Source organism: Pantoea sp. X-Soil-ISGK-285 (assembly GCF_059730815.1).
Genome location: NZ_AP035938.1, coordinates 661,804 through 684,470, shown reverse-complemented (window position 1 = coordinate 684,470; position 22,667 = coordinate 661,804). Strand labels below are relative to the sequence as shown.

Sequence of the window (22,667 nt, the reverse complement as noted above, 5' to 3'; positions counted from 1 at the left end):
CGCTTTTTATCAGGCAGACTTAACGAGTCAGATCATCAAAGAATTTTTTCACGCCGTCGAAAAAGCTCTTGGAGCGTGGGCTGTTATGCTCGCCGCTCGGGCCGCCAAAACTCTCTTCCAGTTCACGCAACAGCGCTTTCTGTTTCTCATTCAGGCTGACCGGTGTTTCCACCACGACACGACACAGCAGATCGCCGACCGCGCCGCCACGCACAGATTTCACGCCACGTCCGCGCATGCGGAACAGCTTGCCGGTCTGAGTTTCTGAGGGCACTTTCAGCTTCACGCGACCATCCAGGGTCGGTACTTCAATCTCACCGCCCAGCGCTGCCATCGCAAAGTTGATCGGCACTTCACAGTAGAGATTGTTCTCTTCACGTTCGAAGATCGGGTGTTTCTTCACCGAGACCTGAACGTAGAGATCGCCTGCTGGTGCGCCCTGCTCGCCCGCTTCGCCTTCGCCGCTCAGACGAATGCGATCGCCTGTGTCGACCCCTGCCGGGATTTTCACTGACAGCGTTTTCGACTTCTCAACACGGCCATGACCATGACAGGCGTTGCACGGATCTTTAATCACCGAGCCGCGACCATGACAGGTCGGACAGGCCTGCTGAACGGTGAAGAAGCCCTGGCGCATCTGCACCTGGCCTGCACCGTGACAGGTTGAACAGGTTTGTGGCTGCGTTCCCGCTTTCGCGCCGCTGCCGTGGCAGACATCACACTCTTCCAGCGTTGGAATGCGGATCTCTTTGGTCACGCCGCGTACCGCTTCTTCCAGCGACAGCTCCATGTTGTAGCGTAAATCGGCGCCACGGGAGGCGCGCTGACGGCGTCCACCACCAAAGATGTCACCGAACACGTCGCCAAAGATATCGCTGAAGTCTGCGCCGCCACCACCAAAGCCGCCGCCGCCGTATCCACCGCCACCCATACCGCCCTGTTCAAAGGCTGCATGACCATATTGATCGTAGGCCGCACGCTTCTGCGCATCGGTCAGGATTTCGTACGCTTCCTTGACCTCTTTGAATTTGGCTTCGGCTTCTTTGTCACCGGGATTACGGTCCGGGTGAAATTTCATTGCCAGGCGTTTGTAAGCCTTTTTGATTTCACGCTCGTCCGCGGATTTGGCGACGCCTAAAATCTCGTAGTAATCACTCTTCGCCATGTTTATTTAGCCCTTAACATGATCGCACGGGCGTGGAGAGATCTCCTACGCCCGTGCTGGTTTCAACGGCTGTCAGGCCAACCGTCGCGCCCGGTCAGGGGCAATTATTTCTTGTTGTCTTTCACTTCTTCGAATTCAGCATCGACAACGTCGTCATCTTTCTTCGCTGACGCGTCACCGGCATCCGCTGCACCCGCCTGAGACTGCTGTGCTGCTTCCATCAGTTTGCCGGACACTTCCATCAGCGCCTGCATTTTGGCGTCGATTTCCGCTTTGTCTTCGCCTCTCAGCGCAGTTTCCAGCGCGGCCAGAGCGGCTTCGATTGGCGCTTTGTCATCAGCTGACAGTTTGTCGCCCGCTTCTTCCAGCTGCTTACGCGTGCTGTGGGCAATCTGATCGCCCTGGTTACGCGTCTGTACCAGCTCTTCAAACTTGCGGTCAGATTCAGCGTTCGCTTCCGCATCACGCACCATTTTCTGGATCTCTTCATCGCTCAGACCTGAAGAGGCTTTGATGGTGATTTTCTGCTCTTTACCGCTGTTCTTATCTTTCGCCGACACGTGCAGGATACCATCCGCATCGATGTCGAAGGTCACTTCGATCTGCGGCAGACCGCGTGGCGCGTTCTGGATACCGTCGAGGTTGAACTGGCCCAGTGACTTGTTGTCATTGGCGCGCTTACGCTCACCCTGCAGCACGTGAATGGTCACGGCTGACTGGTTATCTTCAGCAGTCGAGAAGACCTGGCTGTGCTTGGTTGGGATGGTGGTGTTCTTGCTGATCAGCGAAGTCATCACGCCACCCATGGTTTCGATACCCAGTGACAGCGGGGTAACGTCCAGCAGCAGCACGTCTTTCACGTCGCCACCCAGTACACCACCCTGAACCGCAGCACCAACCGCGACCGCTTCGTCCGGGTTCACGTCTTTACGTGGCTCTTTACCGAAGAACTCAGTCACTTTGGCCTGAACCAGTGGCATACGAGTCTGACCACCCACCAGGATAACGTCGTTGATGTCTGAAACAGACAGACCCGCATCCTGCAGCGCAACTTTCAGTGGCGCGATTGAGCGAGCAACCAGATCTTCAACCAGTGACTCCAGTTTAGAGCGGGTCACTTTGATGTTCAGGTGCTTAGGACCAGTCGCATCTGCCGTGATGTATGGCAGGTTAACGTCGGTCTGCTGTGCAGAAGAAAGTTCGATTTTCGCTTTCTCTGCCGCTTCTTTCAGACGCTGCATCGCCAGTGGATCGTTGTGCAGATCGATGCCCTGGTCTTTCTTGAATTCAGCAACCAGATAGTTAATCAGGCGGCTATCGAAGTCTTCACCACCCAGGTGGGTATCACCGTTGGTCGCCAGAACTTCAAAGGTTTTTTCGCCGTCAACTTCGTCGATCTCAATGATTGAGATATCGAAGGTGCCGCCACCCAGGTCATAAACCGCGATGGTGCGGTTACCCTGGCCTTTATCCAGACCGTATGCCAGTGCAGCAGCAGTCGGTTCGTTAATGATACGTTTGACTTCCAGACCTGCGATACGGCCGGCGTCTTTGGTTGCCTGACGCTGCGCATCGTTGAAGTAAGCAGGTACGGTAATAACCGCTTCAGTCACTGGCTCACCGAGGTAATCTTCGGCGGTCTTTTTCATTTTCTTCAGCACTTCAGCAGAGATCTGCGGTGGTGCCATTCTCTGACCTTTCACTTCCAGCCATGCGTCGCCGTTGTCAGCGCCGGTGATTTTGTACGGCATGATTTTAATATCACGCTGTACTTCTTCGTCCTGGAAGCGACGACCGATCAGACGCTTAATTGCGAACAGGGTATTCTGCGGGTTGGTCACTGCCTGACGTTTAGCCGGTTGACCGACCAGAATTTCGCCATCCTGTGTATACGCAATAATTGAAGGCGTGGTGCGATCGCCCTCGGCATTTTCCAGCACGCGTGCTTTAGTGCCATCCATGATCGCAACACAAGAGTTGGTTGTACCCAGGTCAATACCAATAATCTTACCCATCTAAACATCTCCCACTTAAATTCGTTGCCAATTTGGGTTGTGAACCTTTTATGTGGGCGGGTTGTTTGCATTCAACTGCCAGCACATGCTTTTTTTCCAACGTTCACAACGCTCGATGACAAGTAAATGGGGCCGCTTCGATGCGCATCAAGGGCTAAACCAAAAAAAAATTTTTACCTTTGGCCCTGTCGGGATCAAAGAACGCTGCCACAACGCTGAATATGATGCGTCGCCTTGTTCCCCTCAGGGAGCAGGACGAAATCCGTTTATTACATCAACGATCATTTTACTGCCGAGGAACTATGGCAAATTCAACGCTGGCTAACCCTGCCCCGCTGGGATTAATGGGATTTGGCATGACGACCATTTTGCTGAACCTGCACAACACGGGCCTGTTTGCCATGGACGTGGCGATTTTAGCCATGGGCATTTTTTATGGCGGGATTGCACAGGTGCTGGCCGGTCTGCTGGAGTTTAAAAAGAACAACACTTTCGGGCTGACCGCCTTTACCTCTTACGGCATGTTCTGGTTAAGCTTTGTGGCGATTCTGCTGTTACCTGAAATGGGTCTGGCAAAAGCGCCAGACGAACGTTTCCTGGGAGCCTGGCTGGCACTGTGGGGCATTTTCACGCTGTTTATGTTCGTCGGTACGCTGAGAGGTGCGCGGATGCTGCAGTTTGTTTTCGGCTCGCTCTCGCTGCTGTTTCTGCTGCTGGCCGTGGCCCATCTTATGCACCTGCCGGCGCTGGTGGTCTCCGCGGGCTGGGTCGGGATACTCTGTGGAGCCAGCGCCTGCTATCTGGCGATGGGTGAAGTGCTGAACGAAACCTTTGGCCGCACTATTCTGCCGATTGGCGCGAAATCGCTTTAAGCCTGCTTTTACACATAAAAAAAGACGCGGAGCCAGGCTCCGCGTCCCCGCATTACAAAGAGTTAATCCCCTGCTGCAGGCCAGGCTCGTGGCTGACATCACGCCGCAGCCAGATCCCCGTCAGCAATCCCACCAGCGCCAGCGCCATCACATACCAGCAGGGTGCCATCTCTGAGACGTTCATCAGCAGCGACACAAAGATGGGTGTCAGCCCGCCAAAGATCGCATAGGAGAGGTTGTAGGAAAATGAGAGTCCGGTAAAACGCACTTCTGCCGGAAAGGCGCGCACCATCACAAAGGGCACCACGCCGACGATACCGACGCTGAGACCCGCCACGCCATAAAGCAGGAAGAGCTGCTGTGGATAGAGGGCGGTCAGGTGATAAAACTGCCAGCTACAGATCGCCAGCAGCAGGCTGCCGACACACAGCGTACGACTGGCACCAAAGCGATCGGCCGCGAGTCCGGCAATAATGCAGCCAATGCAGAGCATCACGGTGGCGATGCTGTTGGCCTGCAGGGTCAGCGCAGGCGCGATGCCCTGCTGTTTTTGCAGCCAGACCGGCGACATCAGGATCACCACCACGATGCAGGCGGAGAGCAGCCAGGTCAGCAGCATAGAGATGACAATCGACTTTTTATGCTCTGCCAGCACGGTCTTCAGCGGCAGAGTTTCAGCCAGCGCTTTACGCTGCTGCATCTCAATAAACACCGGTGTTTCATGCAGCCAGCGGCGCAGGTACATCGCGACCAGCCCGAACACGCCGCCGAGGAAGAATGGGATGCGCCAGCCGCCATCATGGATCGCCTGCTGCGACATTGAGGTATTGATCAGCGTGGCCACCAGCGAACCCAGTAAAATGCCGATAGTCAGCCCGGCCGTCAGCGTGCCGCAGGCGATGCCGATACGTTTATAGGGCACGTGTTCCGCGACAAACACCCAGGCGCCCGGCACTTCACCGCCAATCGCCGCGCCCTGTAACATCCGCATCAGCAGCATCAGCAGTGGCGCAGCAATGCCAATCGTCTGCCAGGTGGGTAAAGCGCCCATCATCAGGGTCGGCAGCGCCATCAGCAGAATGCTCAGGCTGAACATCTTTTTGCGCCCGAGCTTATCGCCAAAATGCGCCATCACGATGCCGCCCAGCGGACGAGCCAGATAGCCTGCGGCAAAAATGGCAAACGTCTGCAACTGACGCAGCCATTCCGGGATATCCGAAGGGAAAAAGAGTTCGCCAATCACGGTGGCGAAGAAAACGAAGATGATGAAGTCGTAGAATTCCAGCGCGCCGCCCAGCGCGGCCAGCGCCAGGGTCTTGTAATCCTTACCGGTCAGACGCTGAGTGTGAGTCGGATTCATAATATTCCAGAGGCAAAAGAGATAAAGTTGTAAAGATCTTATTACTATACCGTCAATCTTTTGCCACACCAGCAAGGCTATAGCTTATGCCTGAAATGGGGAATATTTAGTTATTTATCTCACGTATCGCGCTTTTAGGCCGAAATGCTGCTACTACGCTGGAATGCGTTTCGACGTAAGGCCCTTCCAGCAACTGTAAACAATAAGGTACAGATGCAAAGATGCCGTGAACTTTTACGTTGCCCTGCTCATCCTTCAGCCCTTCCAGCGTCTCTTTGATCGACTTCGGCTGACCAGGCAGATTGAGGATCAGCGACTGTTTGCGGATCACCCCGACCTGACGCGACAGAATCGCGGTCGGCACGAACTGCAGGCTAATCTGGCGCATCTGCTCACCAAAACCAGGCATTTCACGATCGGCAACGGCTAAGGTGGCATCGGGCGTGACATCACGTCGGGCCGGACCGGTGCCGCCAGTGGTTAACACCAGATGGCAAAAACGTTCATCGACCAGTTCGCAAATCGCCTGCTCAATCATCGGCTGCTCGTCGGGCACCAGTCGGGACTCAATCTCAAACGGGCTGCTGATTGCGCTGCCGAGCCAGCTCTCCAGCGCGGGAATACCCTGATCCTGATAAATGCCGTTCGCGGCGCGATCGGAGACCGAGATCAGGCCAATGCGTAATGTATTCATGATTAGCTTCGCTGTGATTTACCGCGGTGCGGTTGGAGTAAAAGGGGAATAGCCGAGAGGATAATATAAAGTGAAAGGGTCGGAAAAGGGAAAACCGTGGCAGCCTGCGCCGCCACGGTCAACAGATTACAGCAGTTCTGCCAGCATCTTCTCAAGTTTGCCCTGATCAACGGCAAAATTGCGGATACCTTCTGCCAGCTTCGCAACCGCCATAGGATCCTGGTTGTGCTGCCACAGGAACTCAGACTCGGTCATGCGGGCCGGACGCGCTTTCACTTCGCCGCTGTAGCTCAGTTTACGCTCCAGGGTGCCTTCGCTCTCCGCCAGCTCTTTCAGTAGCGCAGGAGAAATGGTCAGGCGGTCACAGCCAGCCAGCTCGATGATTTCGCCGACGTTACGGAAGCTGGCGCCCATCACCACGGTTTCATAGCCGTGCTGCTTGTAGTAGTTGTAGATTTCAGAAACTGAAACCACGCCTGGATCTTCGTGCGCGGCATACTCTTTCTTGTCGGTGTTGGCTTTGTACCAGTCGAGGATACGGCCAACAAACGGAGAGATCAGGAACACGCCCGCTTCAGCACAGGCACGCGCCTGAGCAAAGGAGAACAGCAGCGTCAGGTTACAGTTGATACCCTCTTTTTCCAGCTGCTCTGCAGCACGGATGCCCTGCCAGGTAGAGGCCAGTTTGATCAGGATGCGGTCGTTGCTGATACCGGCATCATTGTAGAGTTTGATCAGGCTGCGGGCTTTGGCGATGCTGCCTTCAGTGTCGTAAGAGAGACGCGCATCCACTTCCGTCGAGATGCGGCCTGGGATCAGTTTGAGGATTTCCAGACCAATGTTCACGGCCAGCTTGTCAGAAACCAGCTGCAGCTGCTCTTCTTTGTTGCTGCTCTGCTCACGCGCCCAGCCGATCGCTTCATCGATCAGTTTACGGTATTCAGGAATTTGCGCGGCGTTGAGAATCAGAGAAGGGTTGGTGGTGGCGTCTTGTGGCTGATACAGCTTCATGGCTGCAATATCACCGGTGTCGGCGACGACGGTGGTGAGCTGACGCAGGGAGGTAAGTTTGTCCGTCATGTTCTTTTCTCTTAGTTAACTGTCAGTGTGAAAAAAGGCTGTTGCGATAATATCACGCGGCAACGGTGGCGCAAGGTCAGGGAATGCCGTTTACGATAGCGCGAACAAATAGGTGTGATTCGTCATTCTTTGCGGCTTTTTTGGTACACTGCGAAGCCTGATAAGCAGCCAATGCCCTGTTAAACCAGGCATTAACCGAGGAAGCAACTATGTTGATGGTGATCTCTCCCGCCAAGACGCTGGATTATGAAAGCCCGCTGGCGACAACGCGTTTCACCCAGCCTGCGCTGTTAGAAAAGTCACAACAGCTGATTGAAATTGCGCGCGAGCTGTCACCCGCTAGCATCGCCTCGTTAATGGGCATCAGCGATAAACTGGCGCACCTCAATGCCGAGCGCTTCAACAGCTGGCAGCCCGATTTTTCCCCTAAGAATGCCCGTCAGGCGATCCTGGCATTCAAAGGTGATGTCTACACCGGTTTACAGGCAGAGACCTTCAGCGATCAGGATTTCGATTTTGCTCAGCAGCACCTGCGTATGTTGTCAGGCCTGTATGGCGTACTGCGTCCACTCGATTTAATGCAGCCTTACCGTCTGGAGATGGGCATTCGCCTGGCGAATCCGGCGGGCAAAGATCTCTACACCTTCTGGGGCGATCTCATCACTGAAACGCTGAATGCCGCGCTGGCGGAACAGGGCGATGAGGTGCTGATCAACCTCGCCTCGGACGAATATTTCCGGGCGGTTAAGCCGAAGACGCTGCGGGCACAGATGATTAAGCCGGTGTTCCTCGACGAGAAGAATGGCAGTTACAAAGTGATTAGCTTCTATGCCAAAAAGGCGCGTGGATTAATGAGTCGCTATGTGATTCAGCAGCGCCTGACGAAGCCGGAACAGCTTAAGGCGTTTGATCTGGATGGCTATCGTTTTGATGCAGCCAGCAGCAGCGAGAGCGAGCTGGTCTTTAAGCGCGCAGAGCAGTAACACCCCGCGCCCTCTGCTTTCCACAAACAGGCTTCCCGCAACCGGGAAGCCTTTCACAGGTTTACTTCAGCAGAAACGCCCGCAGCGAGGCGAAATCACCCTTCATCTGATGCGACAGCAGCGGCAGGTCGGCGCGCTCCGCTAACTCCGGCGGCAGCGTCAGGGTCTGTTCAAGGATCGCTTCCACACTTTCGCGGAATTTCGCCGGATGCGCGGTTCCCAGGAACACACCATACTCCCCTTCCTGCAGCTGATCGCGCAACAGACGCCAGGCGATGGCGGCATGCGGCTCGGAAATGTAGCCCATCTCAGCCAGTTCACGCATGGCGGCGCGCGTGGTCTCATCCGAGACCGCACCACAGGCCAGATCGGTTAAGCGCCAGGTTTTACGGCGGAACAGCTCTTCCACACGCGGCCAGTTATTAGGCTGGCTGACATCCATGGCATTCGACAGCGTAGAGACCGTCTGGTTTGGCTGCCACTCGCCGTTGCCCAGGAAGCGCGGCACCGTGTCGTTGGCGTTGGTGGCGGCGATAAAGCGTTTGATCGGCAGGCCCAGCGATTTCGCCAGCAGACCGGCGGTCAAATCACCAAAGTTGCCGCTCGGCACTGACACCACCAGCTGATTACGTTTTTCCTGTGGCAGCTGCGCGACCGCTTCAAAGTAGTAGCAGATCTGCGCCAGCAGGCGGCTGATATTGATGGAGTTAGCCGAGTTCAGGCCAATCGCGCGCTTCAGATCTTCATCATCAAACGCCTGTTTCACCAGCGACTGGCAGGCATCAAAATCGCCGTCGATAGAGATGGTTTCGATGTTGCCGCCCAGAGTACAGAAGAGTTTCTCCTGCAGCGGACTGATTTTGCCCTGCGGATAGAGGATCACCACGCGCACGTTCTTCATGCCGTAAAAGGCGTGCGCCACGGCCGCGCCGGTATCACCGGAGGTGGCAGTGAGAATGGTGATCTGCTCATCTGAGCCTGAGACATACGACAGCATCTGCGCCATAAAACGGCCGCCGAAATCTTTAAACGCCAGCGTCGGGCCGTGGAACAACTCCAGACAGGCGATATCTTCGCTGACGGCTTTGACCGGGGCCGGAAAAGCAAAAGCGGCTTTAACACGCTCATGCAGCTGCTGGGCCGGAATCTCGTCACCAATGAAAGCCGAGAGAATTTTGCTGCTGCGGCTGACAAAATCCATCTCCAGCATCGCGTCGATGTCGGTCAGTTCAAACTCCGGCAGTTCCAGCGGAAAGAACAGACCCTGCTGCGAACCCAGACCCTGTTTCACCGCCTGGGCGAAGCTGACCTGCTCGTTGTGATCCTTAAGATTGTAGAGTTTCATGCGTTATCCCAATTGTCGTGCGCCAGCCGTGTCGAGACGGCAGATATGGACGAAGCCTTCATCATTCTGCAGATAGTGCTGGCTCAGCCAGTCAGCCATCCGCTGTGCCGTTTCCATCTGATTGCAAACGGCGAAAAGTGTCGGACCAGAGCCTGAGATACCGCACGCCAGTGCGCCAATATCTTTCGCGGCCTGCCGCGCCTCGGTGAAGCCTGGCAGCAGCCGGGTCCTGTAAGGTTCGGCAATCACATCCTGCATAAGTTTAGCTGCCAGCTGCGGCTGACGCGTATGGCAGGCGTGAATGAAGCCAGCCAGCAAGCGGCCATGCCTGATGCAGTCCTCTTTGCGGTACTGCGCCGGTAAAATGGCGCGCGCTTCTGCGGTTGAGACTTTAATTCCCGGATAGGCCATCACCCACAGCCAGTCATCAAAGCCCGGCACCGCCTGGCTAATGATGTCATTTTCCTGCAGCATCAGCTGAATGCCGCCGAGGAAGCAGGGGGCGACATTATCATAGTGCACGCTGCCGGAGATTCGCCCTTCCAGCTCGCCCATCAGGGTCAGTAACGTACTGTCGCTGAGAGGCTTGCCGCAAAACTCGTTCATCGCCATTAAACCGGCCACCACCGAGCAGGCGCTGGAACCCAGCCCGGAGCCGATGGGCATGTTCTTCTCCAGCGTCATCGCCACCGGGATCGCTTTGCCGATTTCCTGGCAGAAACGCTGCCAGCACTGGTAAACAATATTCTCTTTCGGATCGGCGGGCAGCTTACTGACAAAACGTCCGGCGTTGGTCAGTGAAAACTGCTCTGCCGCTTCCACGGAGACGCAGTCACCCAGCAGGGAGCCATCTACCGGCGAAACCGCCGCGCCCAGCACATCGAAGCCGACGCTGACGTTACCAATCGAGGCCGGTGCGTAAATTTTTACCATGATTAAACTCCCAACTTCCATGACAGCGTCCGCAGCAGGTCGGCAAAAACACCGGCCGCTGTGACATCATTTCCTGCACCGTATCCGCGCAGCACCAGCGGAATCGGTTGATAGTAGCGGCTGTAAAACGCCAGCGCATTCTCGCCGTTTTTCACCTTATAGAGTGGATCGTTGCCGTCAACGGCGTCGATCTTCACTTTGCAGATGCCGCCCTCTTCAATCACGCCAACATAGCGCAATACTTTGCCCTCATCCTGCGCCTGCGCAACCCGGGCGGCAAAAGCGTTATCCAGCTCAGGCAGACGCTGCATAAACTGCTCAATGTCCTGGATTTCGGTCAGGCTGGCGGGCAGCAGCGGCTCAATCTCAATGTCGCTCAGCTCCAGCTGATGACCCGCTTCACGGGCCAGGATCAGCAGCTTACGCGCCACATCGGTGCCGGAGAGGTCGTCACGCGGATCGGGCTCGGTAAAGCCCATCTCACGCGCCATCGTTGTCGCCTGCGACAGTGACATTCCGTCATCCAGCTGGCCGAAAATGTAGGACAGCGAGCCAGAGAGGATACCGGAGAAGCGCAGCAGCTCATCACCGGCGTTCATCAGGTTCTGCAGGTTTTCGATCACCGGCAGTCCGGCGCCGACGTTGGTATCATAGAGGAATTTACGCCGCGATTTGGCAGCGGCGGCGCGCATCTGCTGATAGTAATTCCAGGAGGAGGTGTTGGCCTTTTTGTTTGGCGTCACCACATGGAAACCTTCGCTGAGAAAGTCAGCATACTGATCGGCGACCGCCTGGCTGGAAGTACAATCCACAATCACCGGATTGAGCAGGTGATACTCTTTCACCAGACGGGTAAGACGACCGAGATTGAACGGCTCTTTCGCTTCGCCTAATGCCGCCTGCCAGTTGCTTAAATCGATGCCGTGGACGTGGGTTAACAGCGCACGGGAGTTAGCGATGCCGCAGACGCGCAGGTCGATATGCTTTTTCTTCAGCCACGCCTGTTGGCGATGTAACTGATCCAGCAGCGCGCCACCGACGCCGCCGACGCCGACCACAAACACTTCGATTACCTGATCGGTGGCGAACAGCATCTGATGCACCACGCGAACCCCGGTGATCACTTCATCATTGTTCACCACCACCGAGATTGAGCGCTCGGAGGAGCCCTGAGCAATCGCCACGATATTGATATTGGCGCGCGCCAGCGCCGAGAAGAATTTGGCTGAAATGCCGCGCAGCGTGCGCATGCCATCGCCCACCACTGAAATCACCGCCAGGTTTTCAATGATATCCAGCGGATCCAGCAGGCCATCTTTCAGCTCCAGATAGAATTCCTCCTCCAGCACCTGACGCGCCCGCGCCAGCTCGCTCTGCGGCACGCAGAAACTGATGCTGTATTCGGAAGAGGATTGGGTGATCAGCACCACCGAGATGCCGGTGCGCGACATCGCCGCAAAGACTCTGGCCGCCATCCCGACCATCCCTTTCATGCCAGGACCGGAGACGTTGACCATCGCCATATTATTCAGGTTGGTGATGCCTTTTACCGGGTTCTCATCCTGTTCGCCTTCTGCTCCAATCAGGGTGCCGGGTGCCTGCGGATTGGCCGTGTTTTTGATCAGGCAGGGGATCTGGAACTGGGCAATGGGCGCGATGGTGCGGGGATGCAGCACTTTGGCGCCGAAATAGGAGAGCTCCATCGCCTCCTGATAGGACATCGACTTCAGCAGGCGCGCATCCGGCACCTGACGCGGATCGCAGGTATAGACGCCATCCACATCAGTCCAGATTTCACAGCAGTCGGCGCGCAGACAGGCGGCCAGCACAGCGGCTGAATAGTCAGAACCGTTACGGCCCAGTACGACCAGCTCGCCTCGCTCGTTACCAGCCGTGAAGCCTGCCATCAGGATCATGTTCTGCGGCGGAATCTGACTCGCTTCAATGCGACGGGTTGATTCGGCGATATCAACAGTGGATTCAAGGTAGTGGCCGACCGCCAGCAATTTCTCCACCGGATCGATCACGCTGACCTCATGGCCGCGCGCCTGCAGCAGCGCTTCCATGATCGCAATCGAGAGTTTTTCACCGCGGCAGATAATCGCCGCGTTGACGCTGTCCGGGCACTGCCCCAGCAGGCTGATACCGTGCAGAACCTGCTTCAGCTGCGCAAACTCCAGGTCAACGCGGGTTTTCAGTCGATCGTACTCAAAGCCCGGCTGCGCGTCAGCCAGTCCCTGCAACAGCTCGCTGAAGATGCGTTCGGCGTCGCTGATATTCGGCAAAGCATCCTGACCACTGATGGTTTTTTCAATCATCGCCACCAGATGGTTAGTGATCTTTGCTGGCGCAGAGAGCACGGTTGCAACCTGTCCTTGTTGCGCATTACTTTCCAGAATGTCAGCGACGCGAAGAAACCGCTCCGCATTCGCTACCGAGGTCCCGCCGAATTTCAGCACTCGCATAATATAAACTCTCCTGAATTTAAGCCGAAAAAAAAGCCCGCACTGTTTAGGTGCGGGCTTATTTTCTGTTTTTCCTGTATGCGTCAGCCCGCACCGTTACCTGTGGTAATGGTGGTGGTAATAATTGTGGTGTTCAGGCTGATTTTACGCATTTAGATTTATTTTCTGTCTGTTTTTGTCTGTCCGTCTTGCTTCCAGAAGTAAAGCAAAGCGCACATTAAGTCAACCCGATTTGTCCGGCGGACAGATTTCCACCACTGCGCACAGCCACCGGTGAAAGCGTAAAACGCTGTTCGATCGGTTGCGATGCAGAAATTCCCTGCGATCTTTTGCTGTAAAATCAACTTTTTGCCGAGGATTTATCTGTGAGTTTTTTTTCAATATCGTGCAGCAGACGATGCAGCATCGCACTGTCGCGCTGTTCCAGCAGCCCCACCCGCTGATCAATCCAGTCTGACAGCTTCTCATCATCACTGACCTCCAGTTGCGCCAGCAGCTGATGGAAACGCTGACGCAGCGCCTGCAACTGCTGCCCATCCGCCGCAGAGGCTTTTGATGCCTCAACCTGATTCAGCTTCGACAGCTGATAGCAGTAGACCATCACCGCCTGTCCGAGATTGAGTGAAGGATAGTCATTCGCCATCGGGATGCCGGTCAGCAGGTCTACCTGCTCCAGCTCCTCGTTGGTCAGCCCGCTATCTTCGCAGCCAAACACCAGCGCCATACTGTTTACCCACTGGCGTTTCTCCAGCAGTTGCGTTTCAACCTGCTCCGGTGTGGCGTAATAACGAAACTTTGCCCGGCTGCGCGCGGTGGTCGCGACCGAAAAATCGATGTCCGCTAACGCGTCGGCCAGGGTTGCAAAGGTCTGAACGTTGTCGAGAATTTCGCCGGCACCATGTGCCACCCGGCGCGCGGCGGGATCCTGCCAGGCGTCACTGGCAACGATGCGCAGCTGACTGAATCCCATGGTTTTCATGGCACGCGCCGCAGCGCCGATATTTTCTGGCCGCGCGGGCGAGACGAGAATCAGGGGAAAAAGCATATTTATTCCATTGGTCCATTAACATAACGCCATATTAACATGGCTGTTAATGATTCAGTCGCCAGAAGGTAATAAGAAAATCGTGTGTTAACCATGTTAAAACTGGTTAAAAGTGATGGCCTGAATCTTTTTATCCCTGAAACGAGCTTTATTAAAGAAATCATTATTAAACCATTTAACTTCAACGAGATAGAATGTGATTTCCGGCGGGTTTTATTTTGGCCCGACTGCGTAAAAAATGTAACGAAAATGATGCTTTTTGTGAGCTAAACAGGCAATCTGCGAGAAGTTTTTCACAAAAGTGTTAACGTGCTACAATTGCATTTGATATAAGTCAACGAAGCGTTGTTTTTATGCTTATCGGTTGTAGTTGGTGCTGTTAGGTTGCTGTTAATACAGTTAGGATATGCGCCATTATCATTAACGCCCGGGGCATGCAATTTTCATCCTGACTGGCTGAGCTAATACTGTTGTTGACGTTGATAGATGGCTTATCAAAATATGATTTCGTACAACGGTTCAGCGCGGCCCGCCGCTCTCGATGATGGAGAACGCCATACCGCTGTACGCCCTGTTTTCAATTTGTTGGCAAATTTTAGGTAGCTAAACATGCAGACCCCGCACATTCTTATCGTTGAAGACGAACTGGTCACGCGTAATACCCTCAAGAGTATTTTTGAGGCGGAAGGTTATGTGGTGTATGAGGCGACTGATGGTGCTGAAATGCATCAGGTGCTGACCGACAATGACGTTAACCTGGTCATCATGGACATCAACCTGCCCGGTAAAAACGGCCTGTTGCTGGCCCGTGAACTGCGTGAGCAGGCCAATGTCGCCCTGATGTTCCTGACCGGCCGTGACAACGAAGTCGATAAAATTCTTGGTCTGGAAATTGGCGCTGACGACTACATCACCAAACCGTTTAATCCGCGTGAGCTGACTATTCGTGCCCGCAACCTGCTGTCGCGCACCATGAATCTGGCCATGCCAGGCGAAGAGCGTCGTCAGGTAGAGAGCTACAAGTTCAACGGTTGGGAGCTGGATATCAACAGCCGCTCACTGATCAACCCGAACGGCGAGCACTACAAACTGCCACGCAGTGAGTTCCGCGCCATGCTGCACTTCTGCGAAAACCCGGGTAAAATTCAGACCCGTGCCGATCTGCTGAAAAAAATGACCGGCCGCGACCTCAAGCCACACGATCGCACTGTCGATGTCACCATCCGTCGTATTCGTAAGCATTTCGAATCAACGCCGGACACGCCAGAGATCATCGCCACCATTCATGGTGAAGGTTATCGCTTCTGCGGCGACCTGCAGGATTAAGCCACTGTCAGACGCGGCAAATAAAAAACGCCCCTGCGGGCGTTTTTTTTGTCCTTAGTGTGACGGCATAATCAGTGCCACGGCATAATCGGCACGGCGCTGATCGCATTTTTCGGTGAGCCATCAACCACTTTATCGGAATAGGTCAGATAGACCAGGGCGTTGCGCTTTTTGTCGAAGAAGCGTACAACCTGCAGCTTCTTGAAGATCAATGAGGTGCGCTGGCGGAATACCACTTCACCCTCTGCTTTGCCCTGCGCGATTTTATCACTCAGTTCGACCGGCCCCACCTGCTGACAGGAGATCGCGGCATCAGAGGTATCTTCTGCCAGACCCAGTCCGCCTTTAATACCCCCGGTTTTCGCCCGGCTGATATAACAGGTTACATTTTTAACGTCCGGATCATCGAAAGCCTCAACGACAATCTTGTGGTCAGGCCCGAATATCTTGAATACCGTATCAACAGAGCCAATCTGTTCGGCAAACAGCGGGCTGGAAAAGGTCAGCGTGGTCAGCGCAGCGATCATAAGTCGGAATATTGTCATGGAGTTACCATTGCAAATGGAATAGATGAGAATGTAATGTACTGTTAATCGAGTTAATGACCAAACCAAAACGGGTTGAAGCCCGTACTGATTTAGCACAACCTTCCCCGGAAAACGGCCCACGTCTTTTGAGCAATGAGTGCTAATATTCTTCGAATGCGTTTAGCTGCACCACCAGAGTATGAGGATGTTTTATGGACCAAGCCGGTATCATTCGCGATTTGCTTGTCTGGCTGGAGAGCCATCTGGATCAACCCCTTTCACTGGACAATGTTGCCCAGAAAGCCGGTTACTCTAAATGGCATTTACAGAGGATGTTTAAAGACGTAACCGGACACGCAATAGGTGCCTATATTCGTGCGCGTCGTCTGTCTAAAGCCGCCGTGGCGCTGCGCCTGACCAGCCGCCCGATTCTGGACATCGCACTGCAGTATCGTTTTGATTCACAACAGACTTTTACTCGCGCATTCAAGAAGCAGTTTGCTCAGACACCGGCGTGGTATCGCCGCTCTTCCGACTGGAACTCATTCGGTATTCGTCCCCCTATTCGCCTGGATGATGAGACGCAGCCGGAACCGGCTTTCGTCACCTTACCGGAGACGGTGCTGGTAGGACAAACCCAGAACTACACCTGTATTCTGGAGCAGATTTCCAGCTACCGCGACGAAATGCGTATTCATTTCTGGAAGCAGTTCCTGCTGGAAACCGACACGGTGCCGCCGGTACTGTATGGCCTGCATCAGGTGCGCGCCAGCCAGGACAAAGATGATGAGCAGGAGATTCTCTACACCACGGCGGTGCCTGCTGACAGCGCGGTCAACCTGCACTCCGGGCAGAACGTGATTCTGGAAGCGGGCGACTACGTGCAGTTCACCTATACCGGCCCGCGCGTCAATCTGCAGGAGTTTATTCTGCTGCTCTATGGCACCTGCATGCCGACGCTGGGGCTGACCCGCCGTCAGGGACAGGACATCGAACGCTTTTACACCGATGGCGGTAAAAAACGCGCTGAGCCACCGACCGAGATCCGTTGCGAATATCTGATTCCCATTCGCCGCCAGACCGTAGCCAGCTGACGTTAAGGCTGCCGTCATCGCGACGGCAGCCTTAAGTAAATCAGCGTTGAAGCTCGTCGAGTGCAGGCGCATCCAGATGGGAAATATCCCCCGCCGTCTCGACAATCCAGCCTTCTGCCAGCCAGGCGCTCTGCTGATAATCAACACGTGAGAGTGAGCAGTTACGCAGACGCAGACGACGTTCCGCATAGGCGGGCAGACCGAGGATCGTGCTGACCAGCGCCCCCAGCGCCATACCGTGACTGACGAGCAGTGGACGGCTTCCGGCTGGAAGATCAAGACAGGCATTCAGCGCGGCGTGCATGCGCGTCGCCATCTCAGTCATCGACTCCCCTTCAGGAATACGGCCCCCTTCGGTGCCGTTGACCAGCGTGGCGCGCCACTGCTCTTCTTCCGCGGTTAAGCCATCCAGCGGACGCTTCTCCAGCACCCCCATATTCAGCTCACGCAACCGCGGATCAAGCGTGACTGAGCAACCGCAGGCATCCGCAATAATCTCCGCGGTGCGGCGCGTACGCCCCAGATCGCTGGCAATAATGTGCGTAATGCCCAGATGTTTCACGCGCTCACCCACCTGCCAGGCTTGCTGCTCACCTTTTTCCGTCAGCGGACTGTCGGACTGACCCTGAATGCGACGCTCCGCATTCCATACCGTTTCACCGTGACGAACAAGATAGACCTGTAGCATGTTAGTTTCCGTTATACTGCGACAAAAATCGCTTTAGAGCTTACCCCATCAGGCGTCATTGTTGCAGTCAGTCTGCACACGGAGAGCGCGAAACAACCGGCGCGTACGGAAAGTACGTGAGGATTGTGAGCACTGCCCGGGTTCAGAATGACAAATCAAACAGCCCGATGGGCCAGGCGCTTAATCACCTGAGGGTTCAACCAATTATGTACCATGTTGTCGCAGCCACCACCAATCCAGCGAAAATTCATGCGATTGCTCAGGCATTCAACGACGTTTTCGGCGAGGGATCCTGCCATATTGAAGGGGTCGAGGTCGATAGCGGCGTAGCAGCACAACCGTTAACCCATCTCGAAACGCGAACTGGCGCACGTCAGCGCGTGATGAATGCCCGGCAGGTCCGGCCAGAAGCGGCGTTCTGGGTAGCGATTGAGGCGGGCATCGAAGATGACAGCGCGTTTGCCTGGATGGTGGTAGAAAATCAGAAGCAGCGCGGCGAATCGCGCTCGGCCAGTTTCACCCTGCCGCCGGTGGTGCTGGCGGGTCTGCGTGAAGGCCGGGAGCTGGGTGAAGAGATGGCTCGGTTAACCGGCATCGAAAATATCAAACACCAGGGTGGCGCTATCGGGGCGTTCACAAACGGCCTGCTCAGCCGCTCCAGTGTCTATCATCAGGCACTGATTCTGGCGCTCTGCCCGTTCATCCATCCGCTTTACCAGCAGTGATCAGGCGCGTCCCAGACGCGCTTCCAGCCAGCGTTTCAGCTCCGGCGGCGCCTCTTTCAGGCTGTTCGAGCCACGGGTAATGGTCGCAATGCCAACGCCGAGCTCATTTTTCAGTTCGCGCTGGCTCATCTCGCCGTTCATTAACTCTTCGATAATCCGCAGACGGGTGCCGAACGCTTCCCGCTCGTCGGGCGTCATCATCAGTTGCATCAGTGGCAGCGCATGACCATCAGCAAAGGCCTGCTGCATCAGCACGACAAAGCGCTGCCAGCTATCTTCTGCCGGATGCGCATCGGTGGGGGAATCAGAATGGGTCATGAAGAGGCTTCCGTACTCGCTAAAGAGTACGGAAGCTTAGCACAGCTAGTAACGGCGATTCCACTCAGCATCTGACAGGATCTTGTCAGGCTTGCCCATGAAGTGACGATAGTAGGCGTCGTACGCCAGCACATTCTTCACATAGCCACGCGTTTCAGAGAACGGGATGGTCTCGATAAACGCGACGGCATCAAGATTGCCTGCACTGGTTTTCTGCCAGCTTCGCACCCGGCCCGGCCCGGCATTGTAGGCCGCCGAGGCGAAAATCCGGTTCTGATTGAACTGCTGATAGACATATTCCAGATACTGGGTGCCGATCTGAATATTGGTTTCCGGATCGAGCAGCTGGCTGGTGTTGCTGTAGCCAGGGATGTTGTACATCTTCACGGTATGCGCCGCCGTGGCAGGCATAATCTGCATCAGACCGCTGGCGCCGACCGGTGAACGCGCTTTCGGATTCCAGGCGCTCTCCTGACGCGAAATCGCCATCGCATAGCTCGGCGGGATCTGCTTCACCGCGGTGTTGCGCTCATAGACGCTCTGCCACGCCAGCGGGAAACGCTCTTTCAGGCTGTCCCACATTTTGGCCGTGATGGTCGCCTGCACGCTGAGATCCCACCAGTCCTGCTCATTGGCGTAGCGCGCCAGCATCTGCTGCTGCGTGTGCGTGCGGCTGCCGATCAGATTGCTCCACTCGCTGCGCGCCAGGTTATCCAGACCCCAGTACATCAGCTCGCGAACGCGGGCCAGCTCCGGTCCCTGCACCGTGGCACTGTCAGGCTTCGGCGCTTCATCCACCTGCAACGGGTAGTCAACGCCCAGCCGCTGTGCGGCCACCATTGGATAGAAGCCACGCGCCTGCATCAGTTTGCGCAGGATCTCTTCCGCTTCCTCTTTGCGATCTTTCTCAAACAGCAGATCGGCCTGCCAGTACTGCCATTCATCTTTCTCTTTGGCTTCCAGCGGCAGACGGGCGATCCAGGTGTTAAGGCCGCGTCGGTCATGCTGAGAGAGTGCCAGTCGTACCCGGCGTTCTACCAGCGCGGTAGACTCGCTGTTCATCACCACCGCATCGCGCCAGCGTGCCTGCTCAGAGGTGAGATCGCTGCCCATCATGCGCCAGACCACAATCTCCTTCAGCGCCTGCTCATCCTCCGGCCCCATCTTCTGCGCCCGGACCAGGATCGGAATCAGGCTGCGGGCATTTTCCATGTCCTGCCGCGCCACACGCGTAAAGGCGTAAATCGTCGCCTGGCGGGTAAAGTCGGTTGGCCCGACGGCGCTGGCGAAGGTACTGACCGTTAACGGGTCCTGCTGCAGGGCCTGTATCGCGTCAGACATGGTCTGATAGTCAGTTGGCAACGTTTTCGCCAGATAGCTCACCAGGCTGTCGTTGCCTGCTTTCATCGCCAGCCGGATACGCTCCAGGATCGTAATTGGCGAAATCTGACCGGACGCCTGCCAGACCGAGAAGAGCTTATCGCAGTCCGCGGGCAGCGCCGTGCCACGCAGCCAGATCTGCTTCGCGCCGTCAAACGCGGCCTGCTGCTGACCGGTGGCCCATTTGGCGTAATACCAGTTACAGCGTGCCTGCACCGGCTTAGGTTCAGTCGGACTGAAGTTCAGCACCCCCTGCCAGTCCTGTCGGTAAGCCAGCACATTAATAAAGCGGGTGCTGAGCGAACGCGCGGGTGGCAACGTTGGATACTGGCGAATAAAGTTCTGTACCGCCAGGGTGGTCTCCTGATCGAGATCCTGTGCCAGCAGGCGATATTGCAGATAAGGATAGAGCGGATAATCCTGTAGCGTGGGCAACAGCTGATCCACGGTGGCCATCTGATTGCTGTCCCAGGCCTGTTTAATTTGTTGATAACGTTGCCGTTGTTGATCAAGCGAATCGGCCCATGCGCTGCTGGCCGTGCCGGCCATGCAGATCCCTATTATCCAGTTACGCCACTTCACCACGTAAATCTCCTCTGTTGCTGGGGCCGGCGAGTTGCCAGACAGTCTTCATGCTAACCAGGCCACCGGACTCTTGCCATGTTCTTCACAAAATTTACGCACACGAAAGGTAAACGCACCGTCATCGCTCAGCGTGCGCGCCGTAATTGTGCAAATTATCATCAGAAAATCTTATCACTGCACGCATTAAACTGTTGAATCATTGCGTTAAAAAAGTGGCACAGCCTTTGCTCTGTTGAATTCCATCTTGTATACCAGCTGGAATTCTTCGTATGACTTCAACCTTTGGCCTGACGCTTCACGCCTGGCAGCAGCGCTATCAGCAGGCGCCGCAACAGATTACTTCGCTGCTGAGCGCACACCTGGCGGCACTCGATCCCCAGGATAGTGCCTGGATTTATCTGGCGACACCGGATCAGTTAGCGGCTCAGATTGAGCCACTGCTGGCGCACTATCAGCGCGATCCCGGATCGCTGCCGCTGTTTGGTGTTCCCTTCGCCGTCAAAGACAACATTGATGTGGCGGGCTGGCCGACCAGCGCCGCCTGCCCCGCCTTTACCTATACCGCCAGCGAAGACGCGGTAGCGGTCGCCCGGCTGAAAGCCGCCGGCGCGATAGTCATCGGCAAAACCAACCTCGATCAGTTCGCTACCGGCCTGGTGGGCACCCGCTCCCCGTTTGGCGCGGTCAGTAACACCTTTGATGCCGATTACGTCAGTGGCGGCTCCAGCTCCGGCTCCGCGTCGGTGCTGGCGCGCGGGCTGGTCGCATTTTCACTGGGCACCGATACTGCGGGATCGGGCCGCGTTCCGGCGGGCTTTAACAATATTGTCGGACTGAAGCCGACCAAGGGCTGGTTCTCTGCACGCGGCGTGGTGCCCGCCTGCCGCCTCAACGACACGATTTCCGTGTTTGCGTTGACGGCAGAAGATGCCTTTAGCGTCGCCAGCGTCATGGGTGGCTATGATGCCGGTGACGCCTATTCGCGCATTAATCCGCGCACCGCCCCGGCCAGCCTGCCCGTCCATCCCCATTTTGCGGTACCTTTGAACCCGGAGTTTTTTGATGATGCCGCCGCCGAAGCCGCCTGGGACCAGGCGCTGGAGGCATTGCAGGCGGGTGGCGTGACGCTGCACCCTATCGACTTCACCCCGTTCCGGAAGCTGGCTGAACAGCTCTACTACGGTGCCTGGGTCGCCGAACGCACGGCGGCGGTGGGCGGGATGCTTGATCGCCCGGCGGAGATGGATCCGGTGGTACACGAGATTATCGCCAGCGGCCTGAAATACAGCGCAGTCGACGCCTATAAGGCGGAGTATCTGCGGGCCGAACTGACGCGCCAGATTCAGCAGACGCTGGCACAGTTTGACGCGCTGGTGGTGCCGACCTCGCCCACGATTCATACCCTGGAGGAGATGAAGCAGGAGCCGATTCACTACAACTCGCAGTTTGGCACCTATACCAACTTTACCAACCTTGCCGACCTCGCCGCGCTGGCGTTGCCCGCACCGTTCCGCAATGACGATCTCCCGGCAGGCATCACGCTGATTGCGCCCGCCTGGCACGATCGGGCGCTGGCTGAGTTTGGCATTCGCTGGCAGCAGCAGCTTGCTCTGCCGCTGGGCGCGACCGGCCAGCCCTGCCCTGCCTGGCGCACCAGCCTGCCCGCCTCCGCCGACCATGTCCGGCTGGCGGTAGTGGGCGCGCATCTCACCGGAATGCCGCTTAATTTCCAGCTCACCGATCGCCATGCCGTCTGGGTGGAAGAGACGAAGACCGCGCCACACTATCGCCTGTTTGCCCTGCTGGAGGGCGCGATCAAAAAACCCGGCCTGATGCGTGACGAACAGGGCGCCGCTATCACCGTGGAGCTGTGGGATATCCCGCTGGCGCGCTTTGGTGAGTTTGTGGCCGAGATTCCCGCACCGCTGGGCATCGGCAGCCTGACGCTGGCGGATGGGCGGGTGGTGAAAGGCTTTATCTGCGAAGGTGCGGCGCTGAACAACGCGCTGGAGATTACTGAGACGGGCGGCTGGCGCAACTGGCTGGCATCACAGGGGAGTCACTGAT

20 protein-coding genes and 1 other annotated feature are annotated in these 22,667 nt (G+C 56.1%); of the genes, 6 read left to right on the top strand and 14 right to left on the bottom strand.

Going from position 1 to position 22,667, the window contains the following annotated elements; genetic code table 11:
- Positions 1-19 precede the first annotated feature (19 nt).
- Positions 20-1,165: a molecular chaperone DnaJ gene (gene dnaJ / locus AC6I8B_RS03125; protein WP_010253699.1), complete on the bottom strand. Its 1,146-nt coding sequence runs from the start codon at positions 1,163-1,165 to the stop codon at positions 20-22.
- Positions 1,166-1,269: 104 nt separating this feature from the next.
- Positions 1,270-3,180: a molecular chaperone DnaK gene (dnaK, locus tag AC6I8B_RS03120; RefSeq protein ID WP_010253698.1), complete on the bottom strand. Its 1,911-nt coding sequence runs from the start codon at positions 3,178-3,180 to the stop codon at positions 1,270-1,272.
- A gap of 302 nt (positions 3,181-3,482) precedes the next feature.
- Here dnaK and satP point away from each other — a divergent pair, with 302 nt between their 5' ends.
- A complete protein-coding gene (gene satP / locus AC6I8B_RS03115) occupies positions 3,483-4,052 on the top strand; it encodes an acetate uptake transporter (RefSeq protein ID WP_033770946.1) in 570 nt (189 codons plus the stop codon).
- 52 nt (positions 4,053-4,104) lie between these two features.
- Here the strand turns inward: satP and AC6I8B_RS03110 are convergent, their stop codons facing one another.
- The 3 genes from AC6I8B_RS03110 to tal form a co-directional block, all read right to left on the bottom strand.
- Positions 4,105-5,412, bottom strand: coding sequence for an MFS transporter (locus AC6I8B_RS03110; protein ID WP_010671691.1), 1,308 nt, complete (start codon positions 5,410-5,412; stop codon positions 4,105-4,107).
- A gap of 106 nt (positions 5,413-5,518) precedes the next feature.
- On the bottom strand, positions 5,519-6,106 hold the full coding sequence (gene mog, locus AC6I8B_RS03105) for a molybdopterin adenylyltransferase (protein WP_010253692.1): 588 nt from the start codon (positions 6,104-6,106) through the stop codon (positions 5,519-5,521).
- 126 nt (positions 6,107-6,232) lie between these two features.
- Positions 6,233-7,186, bottom strand: a complete 954-nt coding sequence (tal, locus tag AC6I8B_RS03100) for a transaldolase (RefSeq protein WP_013356716.1) — start codon at positions 7,184-7,186, stop codon at positions 6,233-6,235.
- A gap of 209 nt (positions 7,187-7,395) precedes the next feature.
- On the opposite strand from tal, the gene yaaA reads away from it, so the two are divergent.
- Complete coding sequence (yaaA, locus tag AC6I8B_RS03095; RefSeq protein ID WP_010253688.1) at positions 7,396-8,169, top strand: peroxide stress protein YaaA; 774 nt, start codon at positions 7,396-7,398, stop codon at positions 8,167-8,169.
- Positions 8,170-8,230: 61 nt separating this feature from the next.
- Here yaaA and thrC read toward each other — a convergent pair whose 3' ends face one another.
- From thrC to AC6I8B_RS03070, 5 genes are all read right to left on the bottom strand, one after another.
- Positions 8,231-9,514 carry a threonine synthase gene (gene thrC, locus AC6I8B_RS03090; protein ID WP_033769620.1) on the bottom strand — a complete coding sequence of 428 codons (1,284 nt, stop codon included), beginning with the start codon at positions 9,512-9,514 and terminating at the stop codon, positions 8,231-8,233.
- Positions 9,515-9,517: 3 nt separating this feature from the next.
- Positions 9,518-10,447 (bottom strand): homoserine kinase, encoded by a 930-nt coding sequence (thrB, locus tag AC6I8B_RS03085; RefSeq protein ID WP_010671694.1) that lies wholly within the window; start codon positions 10,445-10,447, stop codon positions 9,518-9,520.
- Positions 10,448-10,449: 2 nt separating this feature from the next.
- Positions 10,450-12,912 carry a bifunctional aspartate kinase/homoserine dehydrogenase I gene (gene thrA, locus AC6I8B_RS03080; RefSeq protein ID WP_010671695.1) on the bottom strand — a complete coding sequence of 821 codons (2,463 nt, stop codon included), beginning with the start codon at positions 12,910-12,912 and terminating at the stop codon, positions 10,450-10,452.
- 26 nt (positions 12,913-12,938) lie between these two features.
- Positions 12,939-13,057 (bottom strand) — a sequence feature (Thr leader region).
- The gene (gene thrL, locus AC6I8B_RS03075) at positions 12,996-13,064 is read right to left on the bottom strand and encodes a thr operon leader peptide (RefSeq protein WP_071591720.1); all 69 of its coding nucleotides are present in this window, start codon (positions 13,062-13,064) and stop codon (positions 12,996-12,998) included. (Overlaps the previous feature by 62 nt.)
- 188 nt (positions 13,065-13,252) lie before the next feature.
- Positions 13,253-13,957: a tRNA/rRNA methyltransferase gene (locus tag AC6I8B_RS03070; RefSeq protein WP_497816144.1), complete on the bottom strand. Its 705-nt coding sequence runs from the start codon at positions 13,955-13,957 to the stop codon at positions 13,253-13,255.
- Between the two features lie 609 nt (positions 13,958-14,566).
- Between AC6I8B_RS03070 and arcA the strand changes: the two genes are divergently transcribed.
- On the top strand, positions 14,567-15,283 hold the full coding sequence (gene arcA / locus AC6I8B_RS03065; protein WP_010253677.1) for a two-component system response regulator ArcA: 717 nt from the start codon (positions 14,567-14,569) through the stop codon (positions 15,281-15,283).
- A gap of 71 nt (positions 15,284-15,354) precedes the next feature.
- On the opposite strand, the gene creA is transcribed toward arcA, so the two are convergent.
- Entirely contained in the window at positions 15,355-15,828 is a 474-nt protein-coding gene (gene creA, locus AC6I8B_RS03060; RefSeq protein ID WP_010253671.1) for a protein CreA, read from the bottom strand.
- Between the two features lie 194 nt (positions 15,829-16,022).
- On the opposite strand from creA, the gene robA reads away from it, so the two are divergent.
- Positions 16,023-16,904, top strand: a complete 882-nt coding sequence (gene robA / locus AC6I8B_RS03055) for an MDR efflux pump AcrAB transcriptional activator RobA (RefSeq protein WP_033756504.1) — start codon at positions 16,023-16,025, stop codon at positions 16,902-16,904.
- A 40-nt stretch (positions 16,905-16,944) separates the two neighbouring features.
- On the opposite strand, the gene gpmB is transcribed toward robA, so the two are convergent.
- Complete coding sequence (gpmB, locus tag AC6I8B_RS03050; protein ID WP_010253664.1) at positions 16,945-17,592, bottom strand: 2,3-diphosphoglycerate-dependent phosphoglycerate mutase GpmB; 648 nt, start codon at positions 17,590-17,592, stop codon at positions 16,945-16,947.
- A gap of 206 nt (positions 17,593-17,798) precedes the next feature.
- Between gpmB and yjjX the strand changes: the two genes are divergently transcribed.
- The gene (gene yjjX / locus AC6I8B_RS03045) at positions 17,799-18,317 is read left to right on the top strand and encodes an inosine/xanthosine triphosphatase (protein WP_010253660.1); all 519 of its coding nucleotides are present in this window, start codon (positions 17,799-17,801) and stop codon (positions 18,315-18,317) included.
- Here the strand turns inward: yjjX and trpR are convergent, their stop codons facing one another.
- A complete protein-coding gene (gene trpR, locus AC6I8B_RS03040) occupies positions 18,318-18,635 on the bottom strand; it encodes a trp operon repressor (protein ID WP_010253656.1) in 318 nt (105 codons plus the stop codon). It lies immediately after the preceding gene.
- Between the two features lie 45 nt (positions 18,636-18,680).
- Positions 18,681-20,600, bottom strand: a complete 1,920-nt coding sequence (sltY, locus tag AC6I8B_RS03035; protein WP_033756501.1) for a murein transglycosylase — start codon at positions 20,598-20,600, stop codon at positions 18,681-18,683.
- A gap of 269 nt (positions 20,601-20,869) precedes the next feature.
- On the opposite strand from sltY, the gene atzF reads away from it, so the two are divergent.
- On the top strand, positions 20,870-22,666 hold the full coding sequence (gene atzF / locus AC6I8B_RS03030) for an allophanate hydrolase (protein ID WP_129062782.1): 1,797 nt from the start codon (positions 20,870-20,872) through the stop codon (positions 22,664-22,666).
- Position 22,667: the final 1 nt, after the last annotated feature.